20 protein-coding genes are annotated in these 22,959 nt (G+C 71.1%); 10 read left to right on the forward strand and 10 right to left on the reverse strand.

What is annotated here, in order from left to right; genetic code table 11:
- Positions 1–21: 21 nt before the first annotated feature.
- On the reverse strand, positions 22–951 hold the full coding sequence (locus WME83_RS39335; protein WP_437314835.1) for a LysR substrate-binding domain-containing protein: 930 nt from the start codon (positions 949–951) through the stop codon (positions 22–24).
- Between the two features lie 75 nt (positions 952–1,026).
- On the opposite strand from WME83_RS39335, the gene WME83_RS39340 reads away from it, so the two are divergent.
- From WME83_RS39340 to WME83_RS39355, 4 genes are all read left to right on the forward strand, one after another.
- On the forward strand, positions 1,027–1,860 hold the full coding sequence (locus WME83_RS39340; protein ID WP_437314836.1) for an SDR family oxidoreductase: 834 nt from the start codon (positions 1,027–1,029) through the stop codon (positions 1,858–1,860).
- A gap of 85 nt (positions 1,861–1,945) precedes the next feature.
- Entirely contained in the window at positions 1,946–2,680 is a 735-nt protein-coding gene (locus tag WME83_RS39345) for an iron-containing redox enzyme family protein (RefSeq protein WP_437314837.1), read from the forward strand.
- 106 nt (positions 2,681–2,786) lie between these two features.
- Positions 2,787–3,551, forward strand: a complete 765-nt coding sequence (locus WME83_RS39350) for a zinc-dependent peptidase (RefSeq protein ID WP_437314838.1) — start codon at positions 2,787–2,789, stop codon at positions 3,549–3,551.
- Between the two features lie 189 nt (positions 3,552–3,740).
- Entirely contained in the window at positions 3,741–4,397 is a 657-nt protein-coding gene (locus WME83_RS39355; RefSeq protein ID WP_437314839.1) for a hypothetical protein, read from the forward strand.
- A gap of 28 nt (positions 4,398–4,425) precedes the next feature.
- Here WME83_RS39355 and WME83_RS39360 read toward each other — a convergent pair whose 3' ends face one another.
- Positions 4,426–5,229 (reverse strand): SDR family NAD(P)-dependent oxidoreductase, encoded by an 804-nt coding sequence (locus tag WME83_RS39360; RefSeq protein WP_437314840.1) that lies wholly within the window; start codon positions 5,227–5,229, stop codon positions 4,426–4,428.
- 66 nt (positions 5,230–5,295) lie between these two features.
- Here WME83_RS39360 and WME83_RS39365 point away from each other — a divergent pair, with 66 nt between their 5' ends.
- On the forward strand, positions 5,296–6,183 hold the full coding sequence (locus WME83_RS39365) for a LysR family transcriptional regulator (RefSeq protein WP_437314841.1): 888 nt from the start codon (positions 5,296–5,298) through the stop codon (positions 6,181–6,183).
- A 36-nt stretch (positions 6,184–6,219) separates the two neighbouring features.
- Complete coding sequence (locus WME83_RS39370) at positions 6,220–6,762, forward strand: cupin domain-containing protein (RefSeq protein WP_437314842.1); 543 nt, start codon at positions 6,220–6,222, stop codon at positions 6,760–6,762.
- 94 nt (positions 6,763–6,856) lie between these two features.
- On the opposite strand, the gene WME83_RS39375 is transcribed toward WME83_RS39370, so the two are convergent.
- From WME83_RS39375 to WME83_RS39390, 4 genes are all read right to left on the reverse strand, one after another.
- Complete coding sequence (locus WME83_RS39375; protein WP_437314843.1) at positions 6,857–7,477, reverse strand: hypothetical protein; 621 nt, start codon at positions 7,475–7,477, stop codon at positions 6,857–6,859.
- A gap of 257 nt (positions 7,478–7,734) precedes the next feature.
- Positions 7,735–8,742 (reverse strand): cupin-like domain-containing protein, encoded by a 1,008-nt coding sequence (locus WME83_RS39380; RefSeq protein ID WP_437314844.1) that lies wholly within the window; start codon positions 8,740–8,742, stop codon positions 7,735–7,737.
- Between the two features lie 49 nt (positions 8,743–8,791).
- Entirely contained in the window at positions 8,792–9,415 is a 624-nt protein-coding gene (locus WME83_RS39385; protein ID WP_437314845.1) for a hypothetical protein, read from the reverse strand.
- Positions 9,416–9,596: 181 nt separating this feature from the next.
- Positions 9,597–10,850 (reverse strand): hypothetical protein, encoded by a 1,254-nt coding sequence (locus WME83_RS39390; RefSeq protein WP_437314846.1) that lies wholly within the window; start codon positions 10,848–10,850, stop codon positions 9,597–9,599.
- Between the two features lie 258 nt (positions 10,851–11,108).
- Between WME83_RS39390 and WME83_RS39395 the strand changes: the two genes are divergently transcribed.
- The 3 genes from WME83_RS39395 to WME83_RS39405 all read left to right on the forward strand — a co-directional run bounded on the left by WME83_RS39395 (position 11,109) and on the right by WME83_RS39405 (position 15,654).
- Positions 11,109–12,056, forward strand: coding sequence for a hypothetical protein (locus WME83_RS39395; protein ID WP_437314847.1), 948 nt, complete (start codon positions 11,109–11,111; stop codon positions 12,054–12,056).
- A 266-nt stretch (positions 12,057–12,322) separates the two neighbouring features.
- Positions 12,323–12,958 carry a TVP38/TMEM64 family protein gene (locus WME83_RS39400; protein ID WP_437314848.1) on the forward strand — a complete coding sequence of 212 codons (636 nt, stop codon included), beginning with the start codon at positions 12,323–12,325 and terminating at the stop codon, positions 12,956–12,958.
- 401 nt (positions 12,959–13,359) lie between these two features.
- Positions 13,360–15,654, forward strand: a complete 2,295-nt coding sequence (locus tag WME83_RS39405; RefSeq protein WP_437314849.1) for a substrate-binding domain-containing protein — start codon at positions 13,360–13,362, stop codon at positions 15,652–15,654.
- A 45-nt stretch (positions 15,655–15,699) separates the two neighbouring features.
- Here WME83_RS39405 and WME83_RS39410 read toward each other — a convergent pair whose 3' ends face one another.
- The 3 genes from WME83_RS39410 to WME83_RS39420 all read right to left on the reverse strand — a co-directional run bounded on the left by WME83_RS39410 (position 15,700) and on the right by WME83_RS39420 (position 19,627).
- Positions 15,700–15,885, reverse strand: coding sequence for a hypothetical protein (locus WME83_RS39410; protein ID WP_437314850.1), 186 nt, complete (start codon positions 15,883–15,885; stop codon positions 15,700–15,702).
- Positions 15,886–16,123: 238 nt separating this feature from the next.
- A complete protein-coding gene (locus WME83_RS39415; RefSeq protein WP_437314851.1) occupies positions 16,124–18,595 on the reverse strand; it encodes a hypothetical protein in 2,472 nt (823 codons plus the stop codon).
- 648 nt (positions 18,596–19,243) lie between these two features.
- On the reverse strand, positions 19,244–19,627 hold the full coding sequence (locus WME83_RS39420; RefSeq protein WP_437314852.1) for an SgcJ/EcaC family oxidoreductase: 384 nt from the start codon (positions 19,625–19,627) through the stop codon (positions 19,244–19,246).
- Positions 19,628–19,850: 223 nt separating this feature from the next.
- On the opposite strand from WME83_RS39420, the gene WME83_RS39425 reads away from it, so the two are divergent.
- A complete protein-coding gene (locus WME83_RS39425) occupies positions 19,851–21,377 on the forward strand; it encodes a hypothetical protein (RefSeq protein WP_437314853.1) in 1,527 nt (508 codons plus the stop codon).
- A 132-nt stretch (positions 21,378–21,509) separates the two neighbouring features.
- Here the strand turns inward: WME83_RS39425 and WME83_RS39430 are convergent, their stop codons facing one another.
- Positions 21,510–22,793, reverse strand: a complete 1,284-nt coding sequence (locus WME83_RS39430) for a serine hydrolase domain-containing protein (protein ID WP_437314854.1) — start codon at positions 22,791–22,793, stop codon at positions 21,510–21,512.
- Positions 22,794–22,959: the final 166 nt, after the last annotated feature.

The raw sequence follows: 22,959 nt of genomic DNA on the forward strand, positions 1-22,959 counted from the left end.
TACCGGCGACCCGGGTTGCGGCTACCGGCCCCTCCCCGCCCTGCCGCGGCGTCCCCCGTCAGCCGTCGACTCGCGCACAACCCCGATGAACGCCCGGAGCGCCGCCCGCACCAGCCGGTTGCTCGGGTGAAACAGCCGCAGGCCGGGGAACGGCGGCGTCCACGCCGCGAGCACGCGCACGAGGCGCCCCGCCTCGATGTCCGCCGCCGCCGCGCGCTCGCTCACGTACGCGAGGCCCGCGCCCGCGAGCGCCGCCTGCAACGCCAGATCGTCGTTGTCGAGCGTCAGCGCCCCCCGGACGTCGACCGCCACCTCCCGCCCGCGCCGCTCGAGCTCCCACCGATACACCTCCCCGCTCGCCATGCGGCGGCGGATGCACTCGTGCTCGAGGAGATCCCTCGGCGCCTTCGGCGCCCGGCGACGCGCGAAATACGACGGCGCGCCGACCACCGCCATGCTCAGATCCCCGCCGCACGGGATCGCGATCATGTCCTGCGGCACGGCCTCCGCGAGCCGCACCCCCGCGTCGAAGCCCTCGGCGACGATGTCCACGAAGCGGTCCTCCGTCACGAGCTCGACGCGCACGTCGGGGTGGCGCCGACGCATCTCGAGCACCATCGGGAGCACCTCGATCTGCGCCGCCCCCTTCGACGTGTTGATGCGCAGCGTGCCGCTCGGGGTGTCGCGCAGCTCGTGGACCTCCTCCAGCGACGACGACACCTCCCGGAGCGCCGGCTGGAGCCGCCGGACCACGTGCTCGCCGGCCGCCGAGAGCGATACGCTCCGCGTGGTGCGGTGAAAGAGCCGTACGCCGAGCCGCTGCTCGAGCGCCGAGACCGCGTGGCTCAGCGCCGAGGGCGACATCTCGAGCTCCCTGGCCGCCGCGCGGAAGCTCTTGAACGTCGCGACGGCGATCACGGCCTCGAGCTCGATGAGGCTGGCGCGGATCATTGTACCAGATCGTGCATCACAGCATGCAGGATTGCACGCATTGTTTCATCGGTCGGCGCGGCGCAGAACAGGCGCATGAGCAAGACGGTCCTTGTGACAGGGTGTTCGTCGGGGTTCGGTCGCGACATCGCGAAGGTCTTCGCCGCGGAGGGCTGGAACGTCGCTGCGACGATGCGCAAGCCGGAGCGCGAGACCGAGCTCCGCGCGTCGGATCAGGTGAGCGTGCTGCGGCTCGACGTGCAGGATCGCGCGAGCATCGACGCCGCCGTGGCCGCGACCCTCGCCCGGTTCGGCGCGATCGACGTCCTCGTCAACAACGCGGGCTTCGGCCTCCACGGGGTGTTCGAGGAGACCGCGCGCGAGAAGATCCTCGAGCAGTTCGAGGTGAACGTGTTCGGCGTGATGGACGTGACGCGCGCCGTCCTCCCGGCCATGCGCGCGCGGCGCTCCGGCGTCGTCCTCAACGTGAGCTCCGGGGCGGGCGTGTTCACGCTCCCGATGCTGTCGTCGTACTGCGCGAGCAAGTTCGCGCTGGAGGGGTTCTCGGAGGCGCTCTCGTACGAGCTCGCGCCGCTCGGGATCCGGGTGAAGATCGTCGAGCCGGGGGGCGTGCCGAGCACGCGCTTCGTGGAGCGCAGCGCCGAAGAGGCGCGCCAGACCGCGCCGATCGCCGATTACGCGCCCTTCGTCGACGGCGCCGGCCGGCTCTTCGCGGAGCTCGTGCAGGCGCGCGACGGCGCCACCTCGGAGGGCGTCGCGCGCGTCATCTTCGAGGCCGCGACCGACGGCGCCGACCGGCTGCGGTACCTCGGCACGGAGAACATCGCGCCGCTCGTCGCCGCGCGGCGCCAGACCTCGGAGGACGCGTATATCGCCCTGATGCGGTCCAGGTTCGCGCCCAGGCTGTGAGGCGCAATCCGCTCGCCCGGAGGACGTGGGCGCGCGCCTCACCCGTGCTTTACAACCAAGGCTCCCCTTGCCGAGGAGCTGCCGCATGACGAATCGCCTCCAGGAGCGCCTGCTCGCGATCATGGACCGCAAGAACCACTGGGCCTGGGCGCACCTCACCGGCCCTGGCCTCACGCGCGACCAGCTCGTCGTCCACTTCCGGCACGAGTACCGGGTCTACGTGCGCGACTTCCCGGTGCTGCTCGCGCGCGTGCTCGGCCAGTCGCCGCCGGCCGCGGTGCGCAGCGCCCTGGCGGAGAACCTCTTCGAGGAGCAGACCGGCAAGCTCTCCCTGGGCGCGCCGCATCCGGAGCTCTTCCTGGAGATGATCGACGGCCTGGGCATCCCGCGCGCGGCCGTCGAGGACGAGTCCATCCCGCTCGAGCCCGAGGCCCGCGCCTACCGGACGCTGCTCGACCGCGTGAGCGCGGCGCCGCCGTGGGTCGTGGGCGCGGCGGTGCTCACGATCTTCGTGGAGGGCAGCGTGCACGAGCGCGCCGAGCTCCTCGGCCAGCGCGAGGCGCCGCCGATCGACGAGGCGCTGCGCGCGCACCCGATGGTGCGTCACTACGGGTGTCCGCCCGAGCGCATGCGCCTCGTGCGGGCGCACCGGGCGGTCGAGGGCGGGCACCGGCGGGACGCGTGGGAGATGGTGCTGGGGCACGTGCCCGACGAGGGCCCGGCGGCGGACGCGGTCGCGTCGGCGGTGGCCGCCGCGCACGCGGCCTGGCTCTCGTACCGCGACGGCGTCGCGCGCGCGATGGGGCTCCGGCAGGCGTGAGCGGGCCTCTCGCGCGCGCCTTCCGGCGGGGCCCCGCACGCGCCTTCCGGCGGGGCCCCGCGCGCGCCTTCCGGCGGGGCCCCGCGCGCGGGTAAGATCGGCGTCGATGCTCGGCTTTCTCAGGAAGCGCCGGCGCGCCGCCGTCCGCCGCGCGCCCTTCCCGCCCGCGTGGCGCGCGATCCTCGACCGGAACGTGCCCAGCTTCGGCCGCCTTCCGGCCGAGGACCAGGAGGAGCTCCTCGGGCACATCCAGGTCTTCCTGGACGAGAAGCCGTTCGAGGGGTGCGGCGGCCTGGAGATCACCGACGAGATCCGGGTCACGGTGGCGGCGCAAGCGTGCCTGCTCCTCCTGCACCGCGAGACCGACTACTACCCCGAGCTCGAGGTCATCCTCGTCTACCCGAGCGCCTACGTCGCCCCCGGCCGGGAGGTGCGCGACGGGGGCGTCGTCGTCGAGGGCGGCCGGCCGCGGCTCGGGGAGTCGTGGTCGCGCGGCGCGGTCGTGCTCGCGTGGGACGGCGTCCTCGCGGGCGCGGCGGACGTGAGCGACGGCCACAACCTCGTGCTCCACGAGTTCGCGCACCAGCTCGACCAGGAGGAGGGCCCCGCCGACGGCGCGCCCGAGCTGCCCGAGCGCTCGATGTACGCCGCGTGGGCGCGCATCCTCGGCCGCGAGTACGAGCGCCTCGTCCGCGACGAGGCGACCCTCAAGCGCACGGTCATCGATCCTTACGGCGCCACGAACCCGGCCGAGTTCTTCGCGGTCGTCACCGAGGCCTTCTTCGAGAAGCCGCGGAAGCTCAGGGCGAAGCACCCGGAGCTCTACGAGCAACTGAAGGCGTTCTATCGCCAGGACCCGGCCGGCCGGTAGCGGCGCCGCGGGCCGCCGCCCTCGCCGCCCCGCGCGCGCCGATCGCCCGTGCGCGGCCGGTCATGGTATCTCCCTGCTCCCTCGATGTCCCGAAAGCGCAAAGCCAGGTCCCGCAAGGGCGGCGCGTCCTCCGCGCCCCGCCCGGCGTCCTCCGCGTCGCCTGCCCCCGCGGCGCCGCCCGCGCGGCGCGTGCGCTCCTTCCGCCTCCGACTCGACATCACCGCCCTCGAGCTCGCCTCCGGCCACGACGGCCTCCTCCGCGGCGCGCCCGAGCCCGTCCTCCTCGTCGCCGCCTACCTGCTCTGCCCCCTCGACCCGGGCGCACCGCCCCCCGCGCCGGGCGCGCCGGCCGGCCTCACGCCCCCTCGCCCCCTCGGCCGCACCCTCGTGCGTTTCAGCGCGCCCCAGGGCCGCTTCCCCGCGGTGCTCACCCTCCGCGGCCCGCTCTCGTTCAAGGCCCGCGCTCGCGCCCGCGAGGACGACCGCATCCTCCTCCTCGTCCTCGCCGTCGAGGAGGACACCGGCAAGGAGGTCGAGCGGCTCTATGCCCACCTCGCCGACGCGAAGCACCTCCGCCTCTGGGACCTCGACGCGCCCGTCCCCTCCCCGTCGACCCTGGCCGAGCTCATCGCCGCCCCGTACCTGCAGGGGCCCGCGGCGCCCGTGCGCGTCGGCGTGCTCGACGACGGCGGCGACCTCCGCGACACCTGCCGCGGCGACGACTTCGTCGGCGCCAGCGCGGCCCTCGTCTCGACCGCGCGCCACGAGGACGCGCTCCGCTTCCACGTCGTCTCCGCGGACGGCCGCAACGACTGGACCGCCGTGACCGCCGTCAGCGTCGACTGAGGCCCTGGGCGCCGCGCGCGCGTCGAGGTCACGCCGCGCGACCCGCGGCGCCGGGGATCTCCGCCGTCCGCGGCTTCATCAGGCGAGCCATCAGCTTCACGATGAGCTCGCGGCTGAGCAAGCGGGTGAGGAACACGCTCAGGCTGTTCGTGGCGCCGTGGACGACCGAGGCGCGACCGGCCACGAAGGCCGAGAGGCCGAGGCGCACCACGTCTTCGGGCCGCGCCCGCTTTTCGGCCCCCGGGATGTCGCCCGAGCGCTGGAAGAACGGCGTATCCGTCGCGCCGGGGCACAAGGCGAGGACGCGCACGCCGCGCGGGCGGTACTCGGCCCAGAGCGCCTCGCTGAAGGAGAGGACGAACGCCTTCGTCGCCGCGTAGATCGCGAAGTACGGGGAAGAAACGAAGGCCCCCGTCGACGCCACCTGGATCACGCCCCCCTGGCGCCGCTCGATCATGGGCATGAACAGGTGCGTGAGCTCGACGAGCGCGCCGACGTTGAGATCGATCTGCTCGCGGTGCGTCGCCAGGGGGAGGCCGCCGAAGGCGCCGAAGACGCCGAAGGCCGCGTTGTTGACGAGGACATCGACGTCGAGCCCCTTCTCCGTGACGGCATCGAAGACGCGCCGCGCGGCCCCCGGAGCGGCGAGATCCGCGGCGATGACATGCGCTCTGCCGAGCTCGGAGGCCAGCGCGGCGAGCTTTGCTTCGCTGCGCGCGACGAGGACCAGGGTCGCCCCGCGCCGCGACAGCTCGCGGGCGAACGCCTCGCCGATGCCCATCGAGGCGCCCGTGATGAGCACCGTCTTTCCCCTGAAATCGAAAGCATTCATGCCCGGGAAGATGGATTCAGGCGCGCTTGTCGACAATGGACATCGGTGGTAATCCGATTTCCACGGATGCAAAACGCAGGTGCTCCGCTCTGGGACGATCTCCGCGTGCTCCTCGCGCTGCACCGCCACCGCAGCTTCCTCGCCGCGGGCCGGGCGCTCGGGATCTCGACCTCCACCGCGGCGCGGCGCATCGACGCGCTGGAAGCGGCGCTCGGGCGGCCGCTGGTGCACCGGAGCAACGGGGGGACGTCGGTCGAGCCCGACGCGCTCGATCTCGTGGCGCTCGCCGAGCGCATCGAGAGCGGGCTCCACGCGATCCGGCGCGACGAAGGGGACGAGGCGTTCTCCGGGACGGTGCGCCTGTCGCTGGCCGATGAGGTCGTGCGGCCCGTCACGCAGCGCCTCTGCGAGCTCCGGCGGCTGTATCCGGCGCTGGAGCTCGAGATCCTCTCGGAGACGCGGCTCGTCGACCTCGCGCGGCGCGAGGCGGACGTCGCGATACGCGGGAGCAAGTCGTCGTCGCCCGCGGTCGTCCATCGCCTGGCCGGGCGGGCCTCGTTCGGGCTCTACGCCGCGCCGAGCTACGTCGAGCGGCGGCTGCGGGGCGCGCGGCTGCGGACGGCGGAGCTCGCGCGCCACGATTTCGTCGGCTACGAGGGGACGCTGGCGCAGACCGCGAAGAGCTCGTGGCTCATGGCCCACGGGGCGAAGCGCTTCGTCGTGAGGTCGAACTCGCACCACGCGCTCCTCGAAGCGGCGCTCCAGGGCCAGGGGATCGCGCTCATGTCCGACCCCTCGGTGCGCTCGATCGCGGGGCTCGTGCGGCTCGAGGTCGACGCGGAGCTGCCATCGTCGCCCATCTTCCTCGCGTACCATCGAGAGCTCCGGAAGGTGCCGCGCGTGCGCCTCGTGGTCGACACGCTTGACGCCGCGGTGCGCGAGGCGCTTCGCTAGCGCGCCGCGGACCGACGAGGCGAAAGGAGGCCCGCATTGTCGAGCAACGATGAGAAGTCCGATCCTCAGGTCATCCGCAAGCCGATCGCCGCCGAGAGCGTCCCCTGGCACGTCTGGTCGAAGGGATCGCGCTTCGGCAGCCGCTATCGCCACCTGACCAAGGCGGTCATGGGCGGCGACGCCTACCACGTCGGCGTGGCGATCGAGGAGCTCGCGCCGGGACAGCAGTCCTCGCCCGCGCACTACCACCTGCTCGAGGAGGAGCACATCCTCATCCTCGAGGGGCGCGCCACGCTGCGGCTCGGCGACGAGACGCTCGAGATGTCGGCCGGGGATTACGTCTGCTTCCCGGCGCGCCAGAAGGCCGGCCACTGCCTCATCAACACGAGCGACGCGCCGTGCCGCTTCGTCGTGATCGGCGAGCAGAAGCCGGACGAGGTCTGCGTTTACACCGACTCGAACAAGATCCTCGTGCGCTCGGTCGACGCGGTGTACGACAAATCGCAGGTCAGAGACTACTGGGACGGCGAGGCGACGGGCGCCGATCCGGGGCCGTCGTCGTCGTCCTCCTCTTCCTGACCCCCGCCGTCGGCGACCTGCCAGGCCTGGACGAGCGCATTCACGGCGCGCGCTCTTCCCCGGCGGCGCCCGCGGCTCTCGGCGCTCACCGCGATCAGCCGGTTTGCGGGAGGGTCCGCCCAGGGCCACCGTCGGAGGGAACCGCGGGTCGGGCGTCGAGCGGCCGAGATCTCCGGCGCTCCATGAATCGCCGCCAGTCCTCCTGATCCCGGAGGATCTCCGGCCTCACGAGCAGCACGACGAGCCGCTCGCCGCGCGCGGGGAAGTCGGTGCGGAAGGGGACGAACTGCCGGTTGCGCACGACGGCGCTGCTGATGAACGTGTGCGGGGGGTGCGTCGGTCGACCATCGAGCTCCAGGACGACACGCAGGTGGACGGCGTCGGGCGCCACCAGCCGAGGCCGCACTTCGAAGCGGAGGTCGTGCCCGGCAAGGACGAGCTCGACCTCCGGCTCGGGCGCGCGCTGCGCGGGGGGGAGGAGCTCGCCCCGCGTGAGCTCGATGTCGGTGGTCACATCGTCGGTGGCGAGCGCGTGCGCTCCCGACAGCACGCGGACGTCGCTGTCCGCGACGATCTCCTCGAAGCTCTTCCCGGCGAGGCGGGTCACGCTGTCCGGGTGCATGTCGATCAACATCGCGTCGACGAACACCCGGGGAGGCGAATCGGCCGGCTGCGGCGAGCGCGCCAGCGCTGGCTCTCGCGAGCCACAGGCCATGGTCAACACGGAAAACATCGCTGCAAAGAGAGGGGTTCGCATCGGCTGGCCTGAAGAGCACCTCCCGTGCCAGCCAAGCACGCTCGCGAAGCGCGCGGATGAATGCGTCCATGTTGCGCGCCGGATGACGACCTGTCGGGCTGAGCGCGCCCGCCGCGACGCTTTGTCATCCCGATCTCGCCGGAGGTTGATCCGCAACGGCGCGCCATCGGCGACCGCGATTCAGCCCCTGGAGCGCGGCGCTCCGCCGCGAGCGGCTACACCACGCTGCTCGGCCGGTACCAGTCGAAGTTGTTGTGGAACGGAAAGCTGTTGATCCCGAGGCTGATGCTGACGTCCAGCGCGCGGACGTGGTGCCACCAGCCGACAGGGATGAAGAGCGCCTCGCCCGGCTCGAGCACGACGTCCTTCACGAGCACCGGGCTCATCGCGTCCTGCTCCGGATCCCGGTCGGCGTACATCGCGCGCGCCCCCTCGAACAGCGACGTCTCGAACGGGGCGATCATGCGGTATCGCTTCCTGCCGTACACCTGCCCGAAGAGGATGTTGGACGTGTCGTAATGCAGCGGCGTGACGGTCCCAGCAGGGCCGAGCCACAGCGCCGAGCTGCCGAGGAGCCGATGCACGGCGCAGTAGCCGTCCGGGAGGACCACGTCGCTCAGCAGCGCGCCGAGCCTCGTCCGCTCGAGGACGCGGTTGTTGGCGACCATGTAGAAGTCGTTCGTCTCCGTGCGCGCGGCCTCGATGCGCGCGACGAAATCGCGCATCGGCGTGCTCTGCGTGTGCTTCGCCGCGTGCATGTCGTAATCGGGGTCGCTCATGCGCCCCGTCGTGACGTCGACCACGACGTCGCCGAAGGCCTCGGCGAGGTAGGCCGGCGTCCACCGGCCGAACGCGGGCCAGCGGGTCACCACGTCGGTCAGGATGACCGGGAGGTTCCCGGCGACATAGACGTCGCGAAACTCCGCGGCAGACACGCCGGAGCGCCGCGGGATCCCCGTGGGTTCGAGGGCGTTCGACGCCATCCTCTGCTGGAGCCGGACCAGCATCTCCTGCTGCCGCGCCGCCCGGGCGAACGGCCGGGCAGCGAGGAAGATGGGCGAACGAACGATGGCCGAGAGCAGCTCGCTGGCCTGCGCGCCGCTCACGCCCGCTGCCTGGAGCTGCTCCGACACCGCGCCTTCCGACACGCCGCGGAGCAGGTTCTCCGTGGCCCAGCGCCACCACTCCGGCGCGACTTCCAGCTCGCGATCACGTTCGCCCATCGTCGACCTCCTCAGGTGAAGGGATGCACCGGCACGACCCTCGAACGGCTCACTCGCACGGCTGGGGCGGCGGCATCGGCGGGATGATCTCGCCCTCCTCGCCGTCCGGCGGCGGCGGCGGCATCGGCGGGATGATCTCGCCCTCCTCCTCGATCGGGGGATGCATCGGCGGGATGATCTCGCCATCCTCCTCGATCGGGGGATGCATCGGCGGGATGATCTCTCCCCCGTCGCCGCACGGCGGAGGCATCGGCGGCGGCATTGGCGGGATGATCTCGCCCTCCTCGCCGTCCGGCGGCGGCGGCATCGGTGGGATGATCTCGCCCTCGTCGCCGCACGGCGGAGGCATCGGCGGCGGCATCGGCGGGATGGCCTCGCCGTCGGGCGGCGGAGGCGGCATCGGTGGGATGATCTCGCCCTCGTCGTCCCGGGGAGGAGGCATCGGCGGGATCTCCGCCCCGGCGCCACACCCCTCCTCCGGCTGAGGCTCGGTGGTGGGCTGGTCCTCCTGACTCCCCTCCTCGACGACCGGCGCACCACAGGCCACCACGAAGACGGCCGCCGCCGCAGCGGCAGCGCGGGATACCCCGCGAACCAGGGCCGCCGTTCGGGGCGGGGGCGTGGGCCGCGGCGTCAACAAGGATGCATCGTCCACAAGAAAGAACCGTGACATGAACACCTCCACGCCTGCCTCGTGCACGGTATGTGCCATTCCGTACGGCGCCTGATCTCCCTGGAGTTCGCGCTGTTGATGGCCCTGGCCCGGGGCCTCCGTCGCGCCTGGCCCAGAGTGGCTCAACGCCCCTGGCCCAGCGCTCCGCGGCGCGAGCCCGGCGCGGCGCGCGCGAGCGCGGTCAAGCTCGGCGCAGCGCGCGCGCGAGCGCGGCGTCGTCGACCTCCTCCTCGGCGGCGTGCTCCAGCGCCGCGCGGAGGGCGTCGTCGGCCGTGGCCTCGGCGGCGACGCGGATGCGGTCCCGCGCCTCGGGGTAGCCGGCGATGCGCAGGAGCAGGGCCGCGCCGAGCCGGCGATCCGGCGGAGAGTCGGCGTCCTCGAGGGTGTGGAGCACGTCCTCGGGGCTGAGCGACGTGGCCCTGTAGTCGCCGGCGGCGACGAGCTTGCGGAGGTCGTCCAGCCACGCCGCGAGGTCGCGGCCGCGCCGCTCCAGCGCCTCCGCGCCGCGCGGCGCCGCGCTGCCGACCGCGGACGCGTGCGCCTCGCGGATGCGCTGCGCGAGCGCCTCGGTCAGGTCTTCCCCGGCCGCGAGCTCGACCGCGGGCTCGCCGCGCCGGCGCGAGAGCACGAGCCGATCGCCGCGCGCCTGCACCGCGGTGAGCTCGGTGTAGGGGAGCCAGACGCTCGAGAACAGCCGCGCGACGCGCACGCCGTCGCTGCCCACCACGACCTCGGTGCGGCGCACGGCGCGGCGGAAGAGCCAGGTGGACCCCAGGCTGAGGGCCAGCCACGCCACCGCCAGCGCGGCGCTGCCGAAGATCGGCCCGAAGAGCGCGGCGAGCGCGGCGCCCCAGAGGGCCATGGAGACCGGCAGGCCGACGCAGCCGGCCACGAGCTCGCGGTTGACGCCGCCCAGCGAGACCGCGACGCGCCGCTCCGCCGGGCCGATCCTGAGCGCCGCGAGCAGGCGCTCGCCGTCGCGCTCCCGCGCGACCTGCACATCGAGCACCCGGCCGCCGCGCAGGTGGAGCTCGACCCGGACGCGCGGCTCGGTCAAGACCAGGCCCGACACGATCGCGGCGCGCGGGATCGAGCGCTCCGTCGCGCCGCGGGCGAGGCGCAGCCCGGCCGCCCCGGCGGACACGCGCACCGGGCGCCGCGGGCCGAAGGCGGTGGTGCTGAGCAAGGCGCTCACCAGGGCGAGGACGAAGGCGAGGAGCACGCCGAGCAGGACCAGGGCCAGCGTGCCGAGCGCGGTCCGCTTGAGGCTCCCGTCGCCCAGCACCTCGGCGAAGACGACGGCCATCGTGCTGGCGACGGAGGGCACGACGATCGGGAGCAGCGCGACGCGCCCGAGGACGCGGCCCACGGCCTCGTAACGCCACGCGACGCGCGGGCTCGTGAGCTCGAAGGGGGGCCGGGAGGCAGACGGCATGTCGCGACCGCCGGATCAGCGCGATCGGGGAGGAGCGCCGCCGCGCGGCGGCCGCGAGATCGCGTGCGCCGGCCGGCCGCGCCCGGCGGAGACCGCTTGTGCGTGCGCGGGCGCGCGCATCTCCGCCTCGCCTGCACGCCCGCAACCGCGCTGGCGCGGCCCACTCCTCCGGTTGTGCCTGACACGCGCGGGGTTCACTGGTAGAGTCGCAAGCATCGCTTGGGCCATTCTGCGCCCTTTGTTGAGGAGATCTCCAGTATGTCCTTCTCGGCTCGTTCCTTTGCCTTCTTTGCCGCGCTTACGCTTGCGTCCGCGGCGGCCGCGTGCGGCGGTACCTCGAGCTCCGGAAACGACGGTGGCGGCGGCGCCGGCGGCGCCGGCGGCGGCCCCGCGGGCCCGGGGAACACCTCCTCCGGCGTCACCAGCGGCGGCGTCACCAGCAGCGGCGTCACCACCGGGAGCGCCACCACCGGAAGCACCACCACCGCAAGCGTCACCAGCACCAGCGGCGCCACGACCGGCACCGGGGGCGGCGACGTCACGAGCAGCACGTCGACCGGCAGCACGGGTTCCGGTGGGTGCAGCATTTTCTGCTCCGACTTCGAGGGGGGCTCGCTGCCTTCCGAGCTCCAGTTCTTCCCCGAATACCAGCGCGGCAATATGGGCAACTACGTCAAGCTGGACAGCACGGGTCACAGCGGGACGGGCTCGGTGAAGGTGTCGGGCACAGACTTCAGCCAGATGCTCGGCGTCGCCGTCCCGAGCAAGTTCTGGGGCAGGGTCTACCTCAAGAGCGATACCGACATCCAGATGGGCCACAACACCTATGTCGCGGCGGTGTCCGGCACCGGCGATCCCAACGACGGCGAGGCTATCCGCATCGGCGAGCACCAGTGCCAGCTCGAGCTGAACCGCAAGAGCGACGACGCCGAGAAGCTCTCGAACGGCGGGATGTACACGTGCTCCGGCGGCGTGAAGCTCGTCGCGAACACCTGGTACTGCCTCGAGTTCTATTACGACGGCCCGGGCAGGGAGGTGCGCGTGTTCGTGGACGACAAAGAGGTGGACGCGATGCACGTCACGGACTGGGGTCCGTACGATTACAAGCTCTTCAAGTTCGGCTTCGAGAAGTACCACGGCGGCGCCAAGACGATGTGGTACGACGATCTCGCGCTCGGGGCGGAGCGCGCCGGCTGCGGCACGTGATGAGGGTAGCGCCGCGCGGTTGACGCTGCGCGGGGTGGCGCTCGTCTCGCTCACGGACGACAAGATCGACAATGGTAGGTCACCGCTGTCGATCTCCAGAATTTGACAAAATCGACCCTTAGTGTCAACTCTGTCGAGTGCGGCAGTCCCCTTCACCGGCCGATCTCGCTCCCGAGCCAGGCGGCGCCAGCGCCGCGGGCCTGGCCTCGACCTCGCCGGCCCCGCCCAACGCCGCCCGCGCCCTTCGCGGGGTGAGGCTCGGCGCCGTGGCGGCGGTGGCCGCTCTCCTCGTCGTCGCGCAGCGCGCGGGCGTGTTCGAGACCTTCGGCGAGCCCGCGCGGATCAAGCTGGCGCTCGTGGAGCTCGGGCCGTGGGGGTACGTCGCGTTCGTGGCGGCGTACGCTGCGCTGCAGCCGTTCGGCGTGCCGGGTACGGTGTTCATCGTGGCGGCGCCGCTCATCTGGCCGTGGCCGACGGCGTTCGCGCTCTCCATGGCAGGGACCATGGCGGCGAGCGTCGTTGGCTTCTCGTTCGCGCGCTTCGTCGCGCGCGACTGGGTAGCGAGGCGGGTGCCGGCGCGCTTCCGCGCCTACGACGAGGCGCTGGAGAAGCGGGCCTGGCTCACGGTGTTCGTGCTCCGCCTCGTCTTCTGGATGCCGCCCATGCTCCACGTGTTCTTCGGCGTCTCCAGGGTGCCGTTCTGGACCCATTTCTGGGGCTCTCTGGCCGGGTACATCCTGCCCCTCCTGGCGACCGCCTATTTCGGTCCGAAGGTCTTCGACTTCCTGCGCGGCGCGCCCCCCGCGGTGTGGGTCGGCATGGGCGCGATGACGGTCGCCATCGCGCTCGTCGCCTTCTGGGCGCAGCGTTCGAAGCGGGGAGCGGGGCGGAGCGCATTGTAAGCAACAACACAATTATCTCAGAACGCCCGAGAATAAAGAGAATGGAACCACAGAGGCACAGAGGGCACAGAGGGATGAAGAAAAGATTCTGAGCTCTCTCTTCTCTCTTCCTCTGTGCTCTCTGTGCCTCTGTGGTTCATTTTCTCGGGGTTTCGACCCGTTCGGCGCCCTGGAGGTCGGCCAGCGCCACGCGCGCATAGCTCGTTTCGAGGCCGTCGATCGAACCGATGACCTATCGAAATGGCGTCGCTCTTCTCCCTGCTGCTCGGCCGCTTGACGGCCCTGAGGGCCACGCGCGCGGCGCTCTCGACGCCGACGCGTAGCAGAAGCGCCCGTCCAGATCATGGTATGGATGCACGAGGCAGCGCAGCCGTGCGGCGGTGAGCAGGGAGAGCGGGGCGATGGTTCAAGCTAGCCGGAGCAGTGACGTCGAGTCGCCGGAGCCGTCGGGCAGCCAACCTGGCGGCTCGGACCAGGGAGACGGCGCGGCCGGACGACGGGCCATGGGAGACGAGGCCGGTCGCTCGATGCGCGATCCGGGCCGCCCCGCAGCGCCACCCCTCCGCGGAGCGGGTGTCCATGGAACGCGCCATGCATACACCATCGGCGTTATCACCCCCTATCTCGACGGCTCGTTCTGGAACCCTGTCCTGAAGGGCATCCACGAGGCAGCGCGGCAGCGCGGTTGTCGGACGCTGGTGTTGCGCGGCACGCCCGCCACGCTCCAGGCCCCGTCGCTCGCCAGAGAGCAGGTGGACGGGTGGATCGTCGTCATCGGGGTGAGCGGCATCGAGCAGCTCGCTGCCGAGCGGGTCCCGCTCGTCGTCGTCGGCACCCATGTCCACCAGGGCAACTGCCCGTCGGTGATCCCGGACAACCGCAGCGGGATCCGGAGCGCGGTGCGCCATCTGATCGAGCACGGGCACCGGCGCATCGCGTTCGTTGGCTGCTTCCACGAATCCGACGTGGTCGTTCGCTTCGAAGGCTACAGAGAGACGCTCGCGGAGGCGGGGATACCGTTCGATCCCGAGCTGGTCATCCGGAGCGACGACAACTGGTATACCGGCGGCGAGAACGCCGCTCCGGAGCTCCTAGCGAAGCGGCACGCGTGCACGGCGGCGGTCTTCGGGACGGACAAGAACGCGCTCGGGATGATGCCCTTGTTGAAGGCGGCGGGCGTCCGTATCCCGGAGGACATGGCGATCGTCGGCTTCGACGACGTGCCGGACGCGCAAGCGATGGACCCGCCGCTGACCACGGTGCGCCAGCGGTTCGAGATGATGGGGAGCGCCGCGTGCAATCTCGTCGTGTCGATGCTCGCCGGCCAGACCGCCCCGCCCGATATCGTGCTCACGCCGACCACCTTGATCCAGCGGCTCTCGTGCGGATGCAACGTGATCCAGAGCCTCCTCGACGAGGACGCGTCGTCCGGGGAGGACGAGGGCGGCGACCTGGACCGGCGGATGGTCGAGCTGCTCCTCGCGCCCCAGCGCCTCGCGCCCGATACGTCGCCCACCGCCGTATGGCCAGGGGTCGCCCTGGTGCTCGCGGGGTATTCCGCGGCGATCGACGGCACCGCGCCCCCGCCGGCGAAGGAGCTGGAGCGCGCTTACCAGCAGGCGATCGGCATCACCCCGGATATCGGCACCTTGATGGCGATCGTCCGCCTGCTCCGCCTGTCCTACGAGCGGCGCCGCGAGCGGCTGGGTGGAGACGCGGGGTCCGCGCAGCGGGTCGAAGCGTTCCTGGACAGCGTGCACCTCTCGATCGCCCGGGCTCGGCTCACGGTGGAGACGGACGCCGTCGCGCAGCTCGGGATGCTCGTGAGGTCCAATTACGAGGTGGGCCTGTCGCTGCTCAGCGGCTCTCAGCAGGAATCCCTCTCGCTCTCCTGGCTCGCGAAGACGCCCGCGATCTGGGGCTGCCTCGCGCTCCGGGAGGGCGCGACGACGCTCGCCGTCGCCGGCGCCTACAGCCGCGACGGCAGCGCGACGCCCCCGCTCGGCAGCCGCTATCGGCTGGAGGCGTTTCCGCCTGCGGAGCTGCTGCCCCCCTCGGCCGCGAGCGGCGCGCTCATGATGCTCCTCCTGCCGATCCGCACCGTCCAGCACGACTGGGGGATCCTGGCGCTCCTGGGGCCGACCCTCCGCGAGCTGACCGGCGACGAGGGCACGGTCGGGATCTGGGCGTCGCAGCTCGCCGCGGCCCTCGAGCGCAACGAGCTCGTCCAGTCGCTCTCGGCGAAGAACGAGGAGCTGCAGGCCGCCTACGCGACCGAGCGCACGCTCTCGGACGCGGTCCGCGAGCTCGGCTGCCCGCTCATCCCGCTCCTGCCCGGGGTGCTGCTCGTGCCGCTGGTCGGCGCGATCGACCGGGACCGCGCCCTTCAGGTGCTCACGGCCGTGACCGAGGGCGTGGGCCGGCACGAGGCGCGGTTCGTGCTGCTCGACATCACCGGCGTGCCGGCCGTGGACGCGCAGGTCGCCCACGCGCTCGGCCAGACGAGCCGCGCGGTCGCGCTGCTCGGCGCGCGCGTCATCCTGGTCGGCATGCGACCCGAGATCGCCAGGAGCCTCGTGGACGTGGAGCTCGGCGATCTATCGACGCACTCGTCCTTGGCGGGAGTCCTGCACGAGCTGACGACAGGCGGCCTCCGCCCGGCCGGCGCGCGGCGCCGCGCGGCGCGCATCGCCTGATCGCCGGGGCCAGGCGCGGCGAGGGCCCTCGGGCGGGCCTCGGGCTCAGGCGATGATCTTGCGGAGGAGCTCCACGTGGTAGAACTCACGGACGAGGCGGAGCTGGCGCTGCTCGCTGAATGCGAAGTTGCCGATCCCCTCGATGGCAACGTGCTCGCCCTTCGTGGTCCGCAGGTCCAGCGACCAGCGCACCGCGCTCTCGTCCCGGCAGGCCATGCTCGATCTGCGCATCACCAGGATCCCGGGCTCTGCGTCGCAGACGCGCTTCAGAGCGGCAGGTCGCGGCGGTCGGCCTCATCAGCAACGACACCGCCGATGCGAACGCTGTCCTCAGCCCGTGATTCAGATCGTGCTCGAGTGCGAGATGACTTCTCCTGCGACCCGCTGCGCGTGGCGATCCCGAGCCTCAGCTCAGGCTCCGCCGCGTGGATGCGCTCCCGGCAGCACCATCCGCAACGGGGCAACCGGGTTATTCTGGCCGCCGACGCACGTAGATCCGAACGGTCTGGTTCTCCTCACTTCCGCGTCCGGGCACCAAGGTCAGCTCCGGATCGACTTGCCACTTGTCCGATGGCTTCGAACCGGGATCTCGCCGCGAACAGGGCTTACCCGGCCCGCACAGCACGTTGCGTAGCTTTTCGGCGACCGTCCACGCGCGAAGCAGGGCGAGCGCTGCGTTCCCGTCGTTCGGCGCAGCGGCTCCGCATGCATCGCTGCCGCTGCCCGGCCATTTGATGTCTTGATCGTCAATGCGCAGCTGGCCGTTCGGTCCGAAGCAAGTTCGGCTGCCGGATGTGCAAGTGGGTACGGAGGCGATGCGGGCGGCATCCGCGAGAGCGGTGCAAGGGAGCTTCGCAGACGAGGCGAAGCCCTCCACGCGAACGGAAAAGCGTAGCTGCGGGCGCTCTTTTGCGACACGATCGAGGGCACTGGCAATATAATCAAGCACCCCGTTTAGATCGTCAACTTGATCCCTCTCACTACTAGGCGTACCCGAATCCGAAGACAGGCGGAACTTGCCGGTCGCAAACAGGCCGCGGTTCTTCGATGCGCCAGCAAGCTCAATGGCACCGATCGCATTGCCGATGGTCCGGTCCACGCACCATGCGCGGATGCCGCGCGCGCGGATCATCGGATTCTCATGCAGGACGCTGCACATTGCGTTCACGGTCTGCGCATCGAGGAACGTGCCCTGCGTGCGCTCGATTGCTTCTATAACGTCTTTATTGCTCTCGAGAATTGGCTTCTGCATCTCAGCGATGGCCTCGATCTGCCTCGCGAGTCCGGTGGTGTCGATCGACGCGGTGCTTCGTGCCTCAAGGCGAACCAACACGGCCATCGTCACTTCACTCGCGATGCGCATGTCGATAGCATGGGAATCGGCTCTCGACTTTGTGGCGCCTTCTCCGACCGTTTCGCCCGCATTGGAAGCCGGAGGATACTCGGGCTCGAGCGCGGCGCGCAGCAGGTCCGGGCGGCGAAGCAACTCCTCATAAAAGGCCATCTGTGCTTCTTCGGACAGCCGCATCGGCGGCGGATTGGCCTCGGCGCCGTGTGCCACCTGATGGGACAGCTCCATGGTCCACTCGGTCACGGCCGCGGCATGAAGCAGCCCGAGCTGAAATGGCGACGCGGGGGGAGATACGGGCTGTGAACGCGCCCCGTGCTCCGCGCCGGGTGCGGCGGTGTCGGCACGTACCTGCGCCGTCTGTGCGGTGTTCAGCGGCTTGGTCCCCGACGCCCGCTTGCCGAGTCCTTTCACGATCCCCGTGTAGAGGGCGTCCATCTGGAGGAGTCCCCGGTCCGGCACCGGATTGAGAAGCAGCGCGCTGCAAGCCTCCTGCAGAATCGACTCGGGCGAGATACGCAGCTTGCTCAGGAGATCGGCTCCGGCCTCGCCTGCCTTCGCGATGCCTTCCTCGAGCAAATCATTCACGGCGTTGCCGCCGAAGAGGCTGCCTACGGTGATGGCGCCATAAAGCTTGTCGTCGAGGCGATCGAGCCGGTAATTCAAGTCCGTGAGCGCGGAGCGGAGGCCGCGGAAGGCGAATCGCGCCGCCAGCCGCCCCTCGCGCTGCGCCAAGAGCTCGAGGAACTCGGTGCGCTTGCCCGCGCTCAGCATCTGTGCCGCGGCAGCGCCGTTCGCGAGGAACCTCACGTGCTGGCGGTAACGCCCAATCAGGGAGTCAAGGAGATGACCATCGGTAGGCGCCACGAAGGCGACCCGGGCATTCGAAGCTGCGGCCTCCAGCGCGCGCAGCTCGCCACGAGCCTGGCCCTCCAGGCGGGGGAGCTCGATAATCGCCGTAAAGCATCGGCCGGGGGTCCCGGTGGACCGAGGCGCCGCGCATGCTTCCAACTCCTTGAGCAAACGGTCGACGGCGCTCTTGTAATCCTTCTCGCGCGCGTCGCGGGACTCGAGCGAGATCGCGCCGTACGCGCCCACAGACTCCGCCACCGTCTTCGCCGCTGCAAACGACTTGACGAGCGTCTCTTTCAGACGAAGCGCGCGCAGCACGAGCCGTTGCCGCGCCAGAAGCGCGTCGTTCACTTTGCCCACGTCGGAGCCCCACGGGCATGCCGTTGGATCGTCAAGGCATTTAGCCGTCGGTTCCTTCTGAAGGAGCTCCTCCAGGCGCTCGGTGTAGCGCATCTCCACGAACTCCGGGGTCCACGATGCTCTGGGTCCGATCGCATCTCCGACGAGCGCAGCCATGTCCTCCTCCAAGTCGCTCTCGACCTTGACGAGCGCGGGGGTCGGATCGCCGAGCAGCATTCGCACCCGAGCGGAGACATCGTGCTCGACATCGAGCAGCGAGCCAGGGGCCGCGGTCCCGGCTCCTCCCTGTGAGCCGTCGGCCAGCACGCCGGGCAGATGCTCCGAGCAGAGTGCCACAGTTTGCGACGACCTCTCGAAGGCCTTCGCAGCAATGCCTGTCATTGAATGACATGCGGCTACAGCAGCGAGGACAAACAACAGGGCCGAGGACGCCGCTCCGTTACGCATGGCCGGGACAGCTCTCCGTTGAAATGGCTTAGAGGAGAAAAGAAAAACCCAATGCTTCGGATGCGTCAAGCCGTAACTGCACGACCTGCCCCGGGTCGGGAGACTGTTGCTAGCTGCGAGCAGACCGCCGAAAACCAACGTTATATCAGGAACTTGTCCACGCAGCGAACGGGCCGCCCTCACGCTACAGCCAGAGGGAGCTCGTCCGGAGCGGCCCGGCTTCGCCCCCGCGGGGCGATGCAGAAGCTTACCGGCGCGCGGCATGCCGGCGCACATCGTCCTTGGCGAGGCTGCGCTTCCGGCGCCGCCTCGCGGCCCAGGCACGGCGCCTTTGCACCTGAGCTCCGCCCGCCGACCGAGCCTTGCTCGTCCGCGATCCTCGCTCCCTCGCGTTCTGCCCCGCTCCCCCCTGCCCCAGGGCCGGTGTCGTGTCCGCCCGCTCCGCGAGGGCCGCTCCCGTACCAGATTGCCGGTACACCAGTCAGCTATGGCCTGTGCACCACGGCACGACGCGGCGCAGGTTGAGATCGCGCTGAACGTCGCGCCGGACGTGTCACCGAGGGCCCCCGGCAGGGCTCGGGATCAGGCGATGATCTTGCGGAGGAGCTCCACGTCGTAGAACTCGCGGACGAGGCGGAGCTGGCGCTGCTCGCTGAATGCGAAGTTGCCGATCCCCTCGATGGCGACGTGATCGCCCTTCCTCGTCCGCAGGTCCAGCGACCAGCGCACCGCGCTCTCGTCGCCGCAGGCCATGATCTCGCGGACGTGCACGCTCGCGCGCTCGATCTTCGGCTTGGCCGCGCGGAGGAAGGCAATGATGGCCTCCCGCCCACGGAGCGGCGGGGTGCCCACGGGATCCTCGAGGACCCCTTCGGGCGCGAAGAGGGCCGCGAAGGCCTCCTCGGTGTCGTTGAAGGCGGTGTGAAAATAACGCTCCACGAACTGACGAACCTCGGCCTCTGTCATCGGCTCAGGGTACCGAGCCGCGGCGCGCGCGCATAGGACCGCGGGACGCGAGCATGACGATGGCGCGCCTGTGTTTGTCTGCCCGAGGGCTTGCGGAAGCGGGGAGCGTCATCCATGAGCTTGCGCTGCGGGTCACCGCGCCCACAGCGCTCCTGTCTGCAGGGCGCGCGGGTTGAGGCCCGATCCCGTGTGAAGCGAATTTTCTTGTGGGGAGGTACAGCGCATGAACCAGCAAGCTCGACGCGCGTTCTCGGCATGGCTCGCGGCAGCCTCGGTGGGCCTGGCGGGGGCGGCCCATGCCGACGTGACGGTCTCGGGGGATGTGGTGCCTGCCGCTCCGAGCGACCCCTGGGACCTCGGGCCGAATCCGCTCGTGATCGGCGGCGCGAGCACCACCCCGGCGCCGACCTCGGGCGAGGTGATCGTCAGCCGCCGCGGGACGTTGATCAGCGCCGGCGCCACCGTGGCGGCGGCGGCCGGCTCGGGGGGGACGGTCCAGGTCGTCGGCTACGGATCGCGGTGGATCAACAACGGGCAACTCGTGCTCTCGCTCCGCACCGAGTCGCGCGGATCGCTCCTCGTGCAGCGGGGCGCGCAGGTGACCACCTACGATCTCACGCTCGGCGGGGGCGGCTACCTGGCCGAAGGATACGTGCTCGTCGAGGGATACGACGCCTCCCTCAAGTGCACGAGCGCGAACATCGGTCACGCGGAGGGGATCAGCCGCGTCGAGATCAAGCAGGGAGGGAGCTTCTTCTCGAACAACGCCTACATCGCGACGTGCCCGGTCTGCGAGGGCCAGGTGACCGTCACCGGCTCCGCGACGAGGTGGGTCAACACCGGGGTGTTCAACCTGGGCGCGAACGGCCACGGGATGCTGCTCGTCGAGCAGGGGGCCCAGGTCTTCACCGTGGGCGCGCGGATCGAGACCTACGCCTCCTCGCCGCTCTACGCGTCGAGCTCGGCGATCGTGAGGGGCTGGGGCGCCACCTGGACCAACGAGGGGCTCCTGCGCGTCGGGCGCGTGGGCTACGGCGAGCTCACGGTCGGCGCTTATGGGAGCCTCGTGACGGAAGACACGGAGATCCGCTCCGAGTTCGGCGGAGGGTTCGTCCGGGTGAACGAGCCCTACGCGTCCTGGCGCAACAGCGGCGACGTGACGATCTTCGCGTCGTGGGCGACGTCCCCGTCGCTCCTCATCGAGCGGCGGGGCCAGGTCAGCATCGGCGGCCTCCTCCGGACTGCGCCGCTCCGCGAGGGCGCTGAGCCCGGTCCGGGCCCCGTGGTGCGCCTCGTGCGCGGGGAGCTCGACGCGGGCGCCATCGAGGTCCAGGAGGGCGACTTCGACTTCGCCGGCGGCCGCCTGAGCACCGGCAGCTTCGTGGGCGATCTCGTCAACGCGCAGGCCGGCGAGCTCTCCGTGGGAGAGGCAACCCCGTCGACGGACGTGGCCGGCGATTACAGCCAGGGCCCGAGCGCCGCGCTGCGCATCGCCGTCGCGGGCCCGGGCGCTGCGCCGCTCCTGGAGGTGGACGGGGACGTGAGCCTCGGTGGCCTTTTGGAGGTCGTCCCGGCCGACGACGCCGTGTCGTTCCAGGCCGGCGACACGATCGCCCTGCTCGGCTGGAGCGGCGAGCTCACAGGCACCTTCGCGGAGGTGAGCATCGCTCTGCCGCTCGCGCCCGGGCTCGCCTGGGACACCTCTGCGCTGTACACGACCGGGGAGATCACCGCCGTGGCTGCGCCCTGAACCGGCGGCGCAGCCGACTCCACCCCATCGGCGACAGCGGCCCACACCGGGCGCGAGCGGCGCCGCTCCGCGCGTGAGCCGCCGCCCCGCCCGCCCCGTTCACGCCCTCACCGGGAGAGCCCGCGCCCCCCCTCACTCGTCGACGACCGCCTGGATCACCCCGTCGAAGAACTCCCCGGTCCCGACCGCGTCGAGCATCCGGCTCCACCCGGTCTCGTCGAACGGGTTCGGCAACCCGTGGTTGGTGAGCAGGATCCCGAACAGCTCGCGGCTGCGGTCGATCCACATGAAGGTCCCCGCGCCGCCCGCCTTCCCGTAAGAGCCCCTCGAGAGGCGCATCCCACCGCTGGAGAAGCGGCGCGTCGCCAGCTCCCAGCCATAGCCCTTGGGCGTCGACAGCAGGTTGGACAGCGGGGACACATCGGTCTCCGCCGCCGAGACCTCGGGCGTCTGGTTGCTCACCATCGCCGCGGCGACCTGGCGGCTCAGGATGCGGACGCCGCCGTACCTGCCGCCATTCAGGATCATCTGGCAGAAGACCGCCATGTCGATCGCCGTCGAGAAGGCGCCGTCGCAGCCGACGACGCCGCCGAGCGCATAATCCTGCTCGTCCTGCACCTCGCCGCGGACCACCCGGCCCCGGATCTCGGAATAGCCCGTGGCCGCGGTCCGCGGGATCAGCGCCGCCGGCGGGTTGAACGTCGTGTCGCGCATGCCGAGCGGGCCCCAGATGCGCTCCTTCGCGAAGGTGTCGAGATCCACGCCCGCGGCGACCTCGATCACCCGCCCGAGGAGCCGGTAGGTGAGATCGCTGTAGAGCACCTGCGTGCCGGGCAGGTACTCGAGCGGCGACTCGGCCATCCGCCGCCAGACGCTCTCGTCGTCCGGATCCTCCAGGAACGCGGCGTCCATCGGCAGGCCGGCCGCGTACCGCAGCATGTCCCGCACGGTGATGCGGCGCTTGCCGTTGGCCGCGAACCCCGGCACGAAGTCGGCGACCCGATCGTGCAGCCGCAGGACGCCGTCCTGCACGAGGAGCAGCGCCGACGTGGCCGTCGCCAGGACCTTCGTGATCGAGAGCAGGTCGAACAGCGTGTCGAGCGTGACCGGCTCGTGCGCGCCGCGGACCCGGGTGCCGAACGCCCGGTGCCCCACGATCCTCCCCTGCCGCGCGATCAGGGCGACCGCGCCCGGGAAGAGGCCGTCGTTCACGCGGCGCTGGATTCTCGCGAAGACGTCCTCGATGCGCTCCGAGCTCAGGCCCACGCTCTCGGGCCGCCCAGGGACGAGCCTGTCGTAGACCGGCGCATGCATCGGCGCGTGCGCCTCGGCCACCCGGGCCGACAGGACCGATGGCGCGAACGCAGCCACCGCCGCCGTGCGGCCCAGCCCCTGGAGAAGACGCCTGCGATTCAAAGATCCATGCTCAGTGCACATGATCGCTCCTGATCCGTAGGGTGGCGAACCGCGATCCGTGGGGGCCAAGCCGCGCCGCTGCAGAGGCCGCTCGGAGGCGCTCTGCGCGCTGTGGGATCGAGGTCGCCATCGCCGCTCGCAGCGGTCGCCAGGCGTGGAGCAGGAC

Source organism: Sorangium sp. So ce385 (genome assembly GCF_051474135.1).
GTDB classification, from domain to species: Bacteria; Myxococcota_A; Polyangia; order Polyangiales; family Polyangiaceae; genus Sorangium; species Sorangium cellulosum_D.

What these genes read in the sequence shown, in the direction of transcription:
- WME83_RS39385 (WP_437314845.1), bottom strand. Translation starts at nt 9,415, where the DNA reads ATGTCACGGTTCTTTCTTGTGGACGATGCATCCTTGTTGACGCCGCGG.
- WME83_RS39415 (WP_437314851.1), bottom strand. Translation starts at nt 18,595, where the DNA reads ATGACAGGCATTGCTGCGAAGGCCTTCGAGAGGTCGTCGCAAACTGTG.
- WME83_RS39425 (WP_437314853.1), top strand. Translation starts at nt 19,851, where the DNA reads ATGAACCAGCAAGCTCGACGCGCGTTCTCGGCATGGCTCGCGGCAGCC.
- WME83_RS39350 (WP_437314838.1), top strand. Translation starts at nt 2,787, where the DNA reads ATGCTCGGCTTTCTCAGGAAGCGCCGGCGCGCCGCCGTCCGCCGCGCG.
- WME83_RS39375 (WP_437314843.1), bottom strand. Translation starts at nt 7,477, where the DNA reads ATGGCCTGTGGCTCGCGAGAGCCAGCGCTGGCGCGCTCGCCGCAGCCG.
- WME83_RS39410 (WP_437314850.1), bottom strand. Translation starts at nt 15,885, where the DNA reads ATGCGCAGATCGAGCATGGCCTGCCGGGACGAGAGCGCGGTGCGCTGG.
- WME83_RS39380 (WP_437314844.1), bottom strand. Translation starts at nt 8,742, where the DNA reads ATGGGCGAACGTGATCGCGAGCTGGAAGTCGCGCCGGAGTGGTGGCGC.
- WME83_RS39405 (WP_437314849.1), top strand. Translation starts at nt 13,360, where the DNA reads ATGGTTCAAGCTAGCCGGAGCAGTGACGTCGAGTCGCCGGAGCCGTCG.
- WME83_RS39420 (WP_437314852.1), bottom strand. Translation starts at nt 19,627, where the DNA reads ATGACAGAGGCCGAGGTTCGTCAGTTCGTGGAGCGTTATTTTCACACC.
- WME83_RS39395 (WP_437314847.1), top strand. Translation starts at nt 11,109, where the DNA reads ATGTCCTTCTCGGCTCGTTCCTTTGCCTTCTTTGCCGCGCTTACGCTT.
- WME83_RS39360 (WP_437314840.1), bottom strand. Translation starts at nt 5,229, where the DNA reads ATGAATGCTTTCGATTTCAGGGGAAAGACGGTGCTCATCACGGGCGCC.
- WME83_RS39345 (WP_437314837.1), top strand. Translation starts at nt 1,946, where the DNA reads ATGACGAATCGCCTCCAGGAGCGCCTGCTCGCGATCATGGACCGCAAG.
- WME83_RS39340 (WP_437314836.1), top strand. Translation starts at nt 1,027, where the DNA reads ATGAGCAAGACGGTCCTTGTGACAGGGTGTTCGTCGGGGTTCGGTCGC.
- WME83_RS39335 (WP_437314835.1), bottom strand. Translation starts at nt 951, where the DNA reads ATGATCCGCGCCAGCCTCATCGAGCTCGAGGCCGTGATCGCCGTCGCG.
- WME83_RS39365 (WP_437314841.1), top strand. Translation starts at nt 5,296, where the DNA reads ATGCAAAACGCAGGTGCTCCGCTCTGGGACGATCTCCGCGTGCTCCTC.
- WME83_RS39390 (WP_437314846.1), bottom strand. Translation starts at nt 10,850, where the DNA reads ATGCCGTCTGCCTCCCGGCCCCCCTTCGAGCTCACGAGCCCGCGCGTC.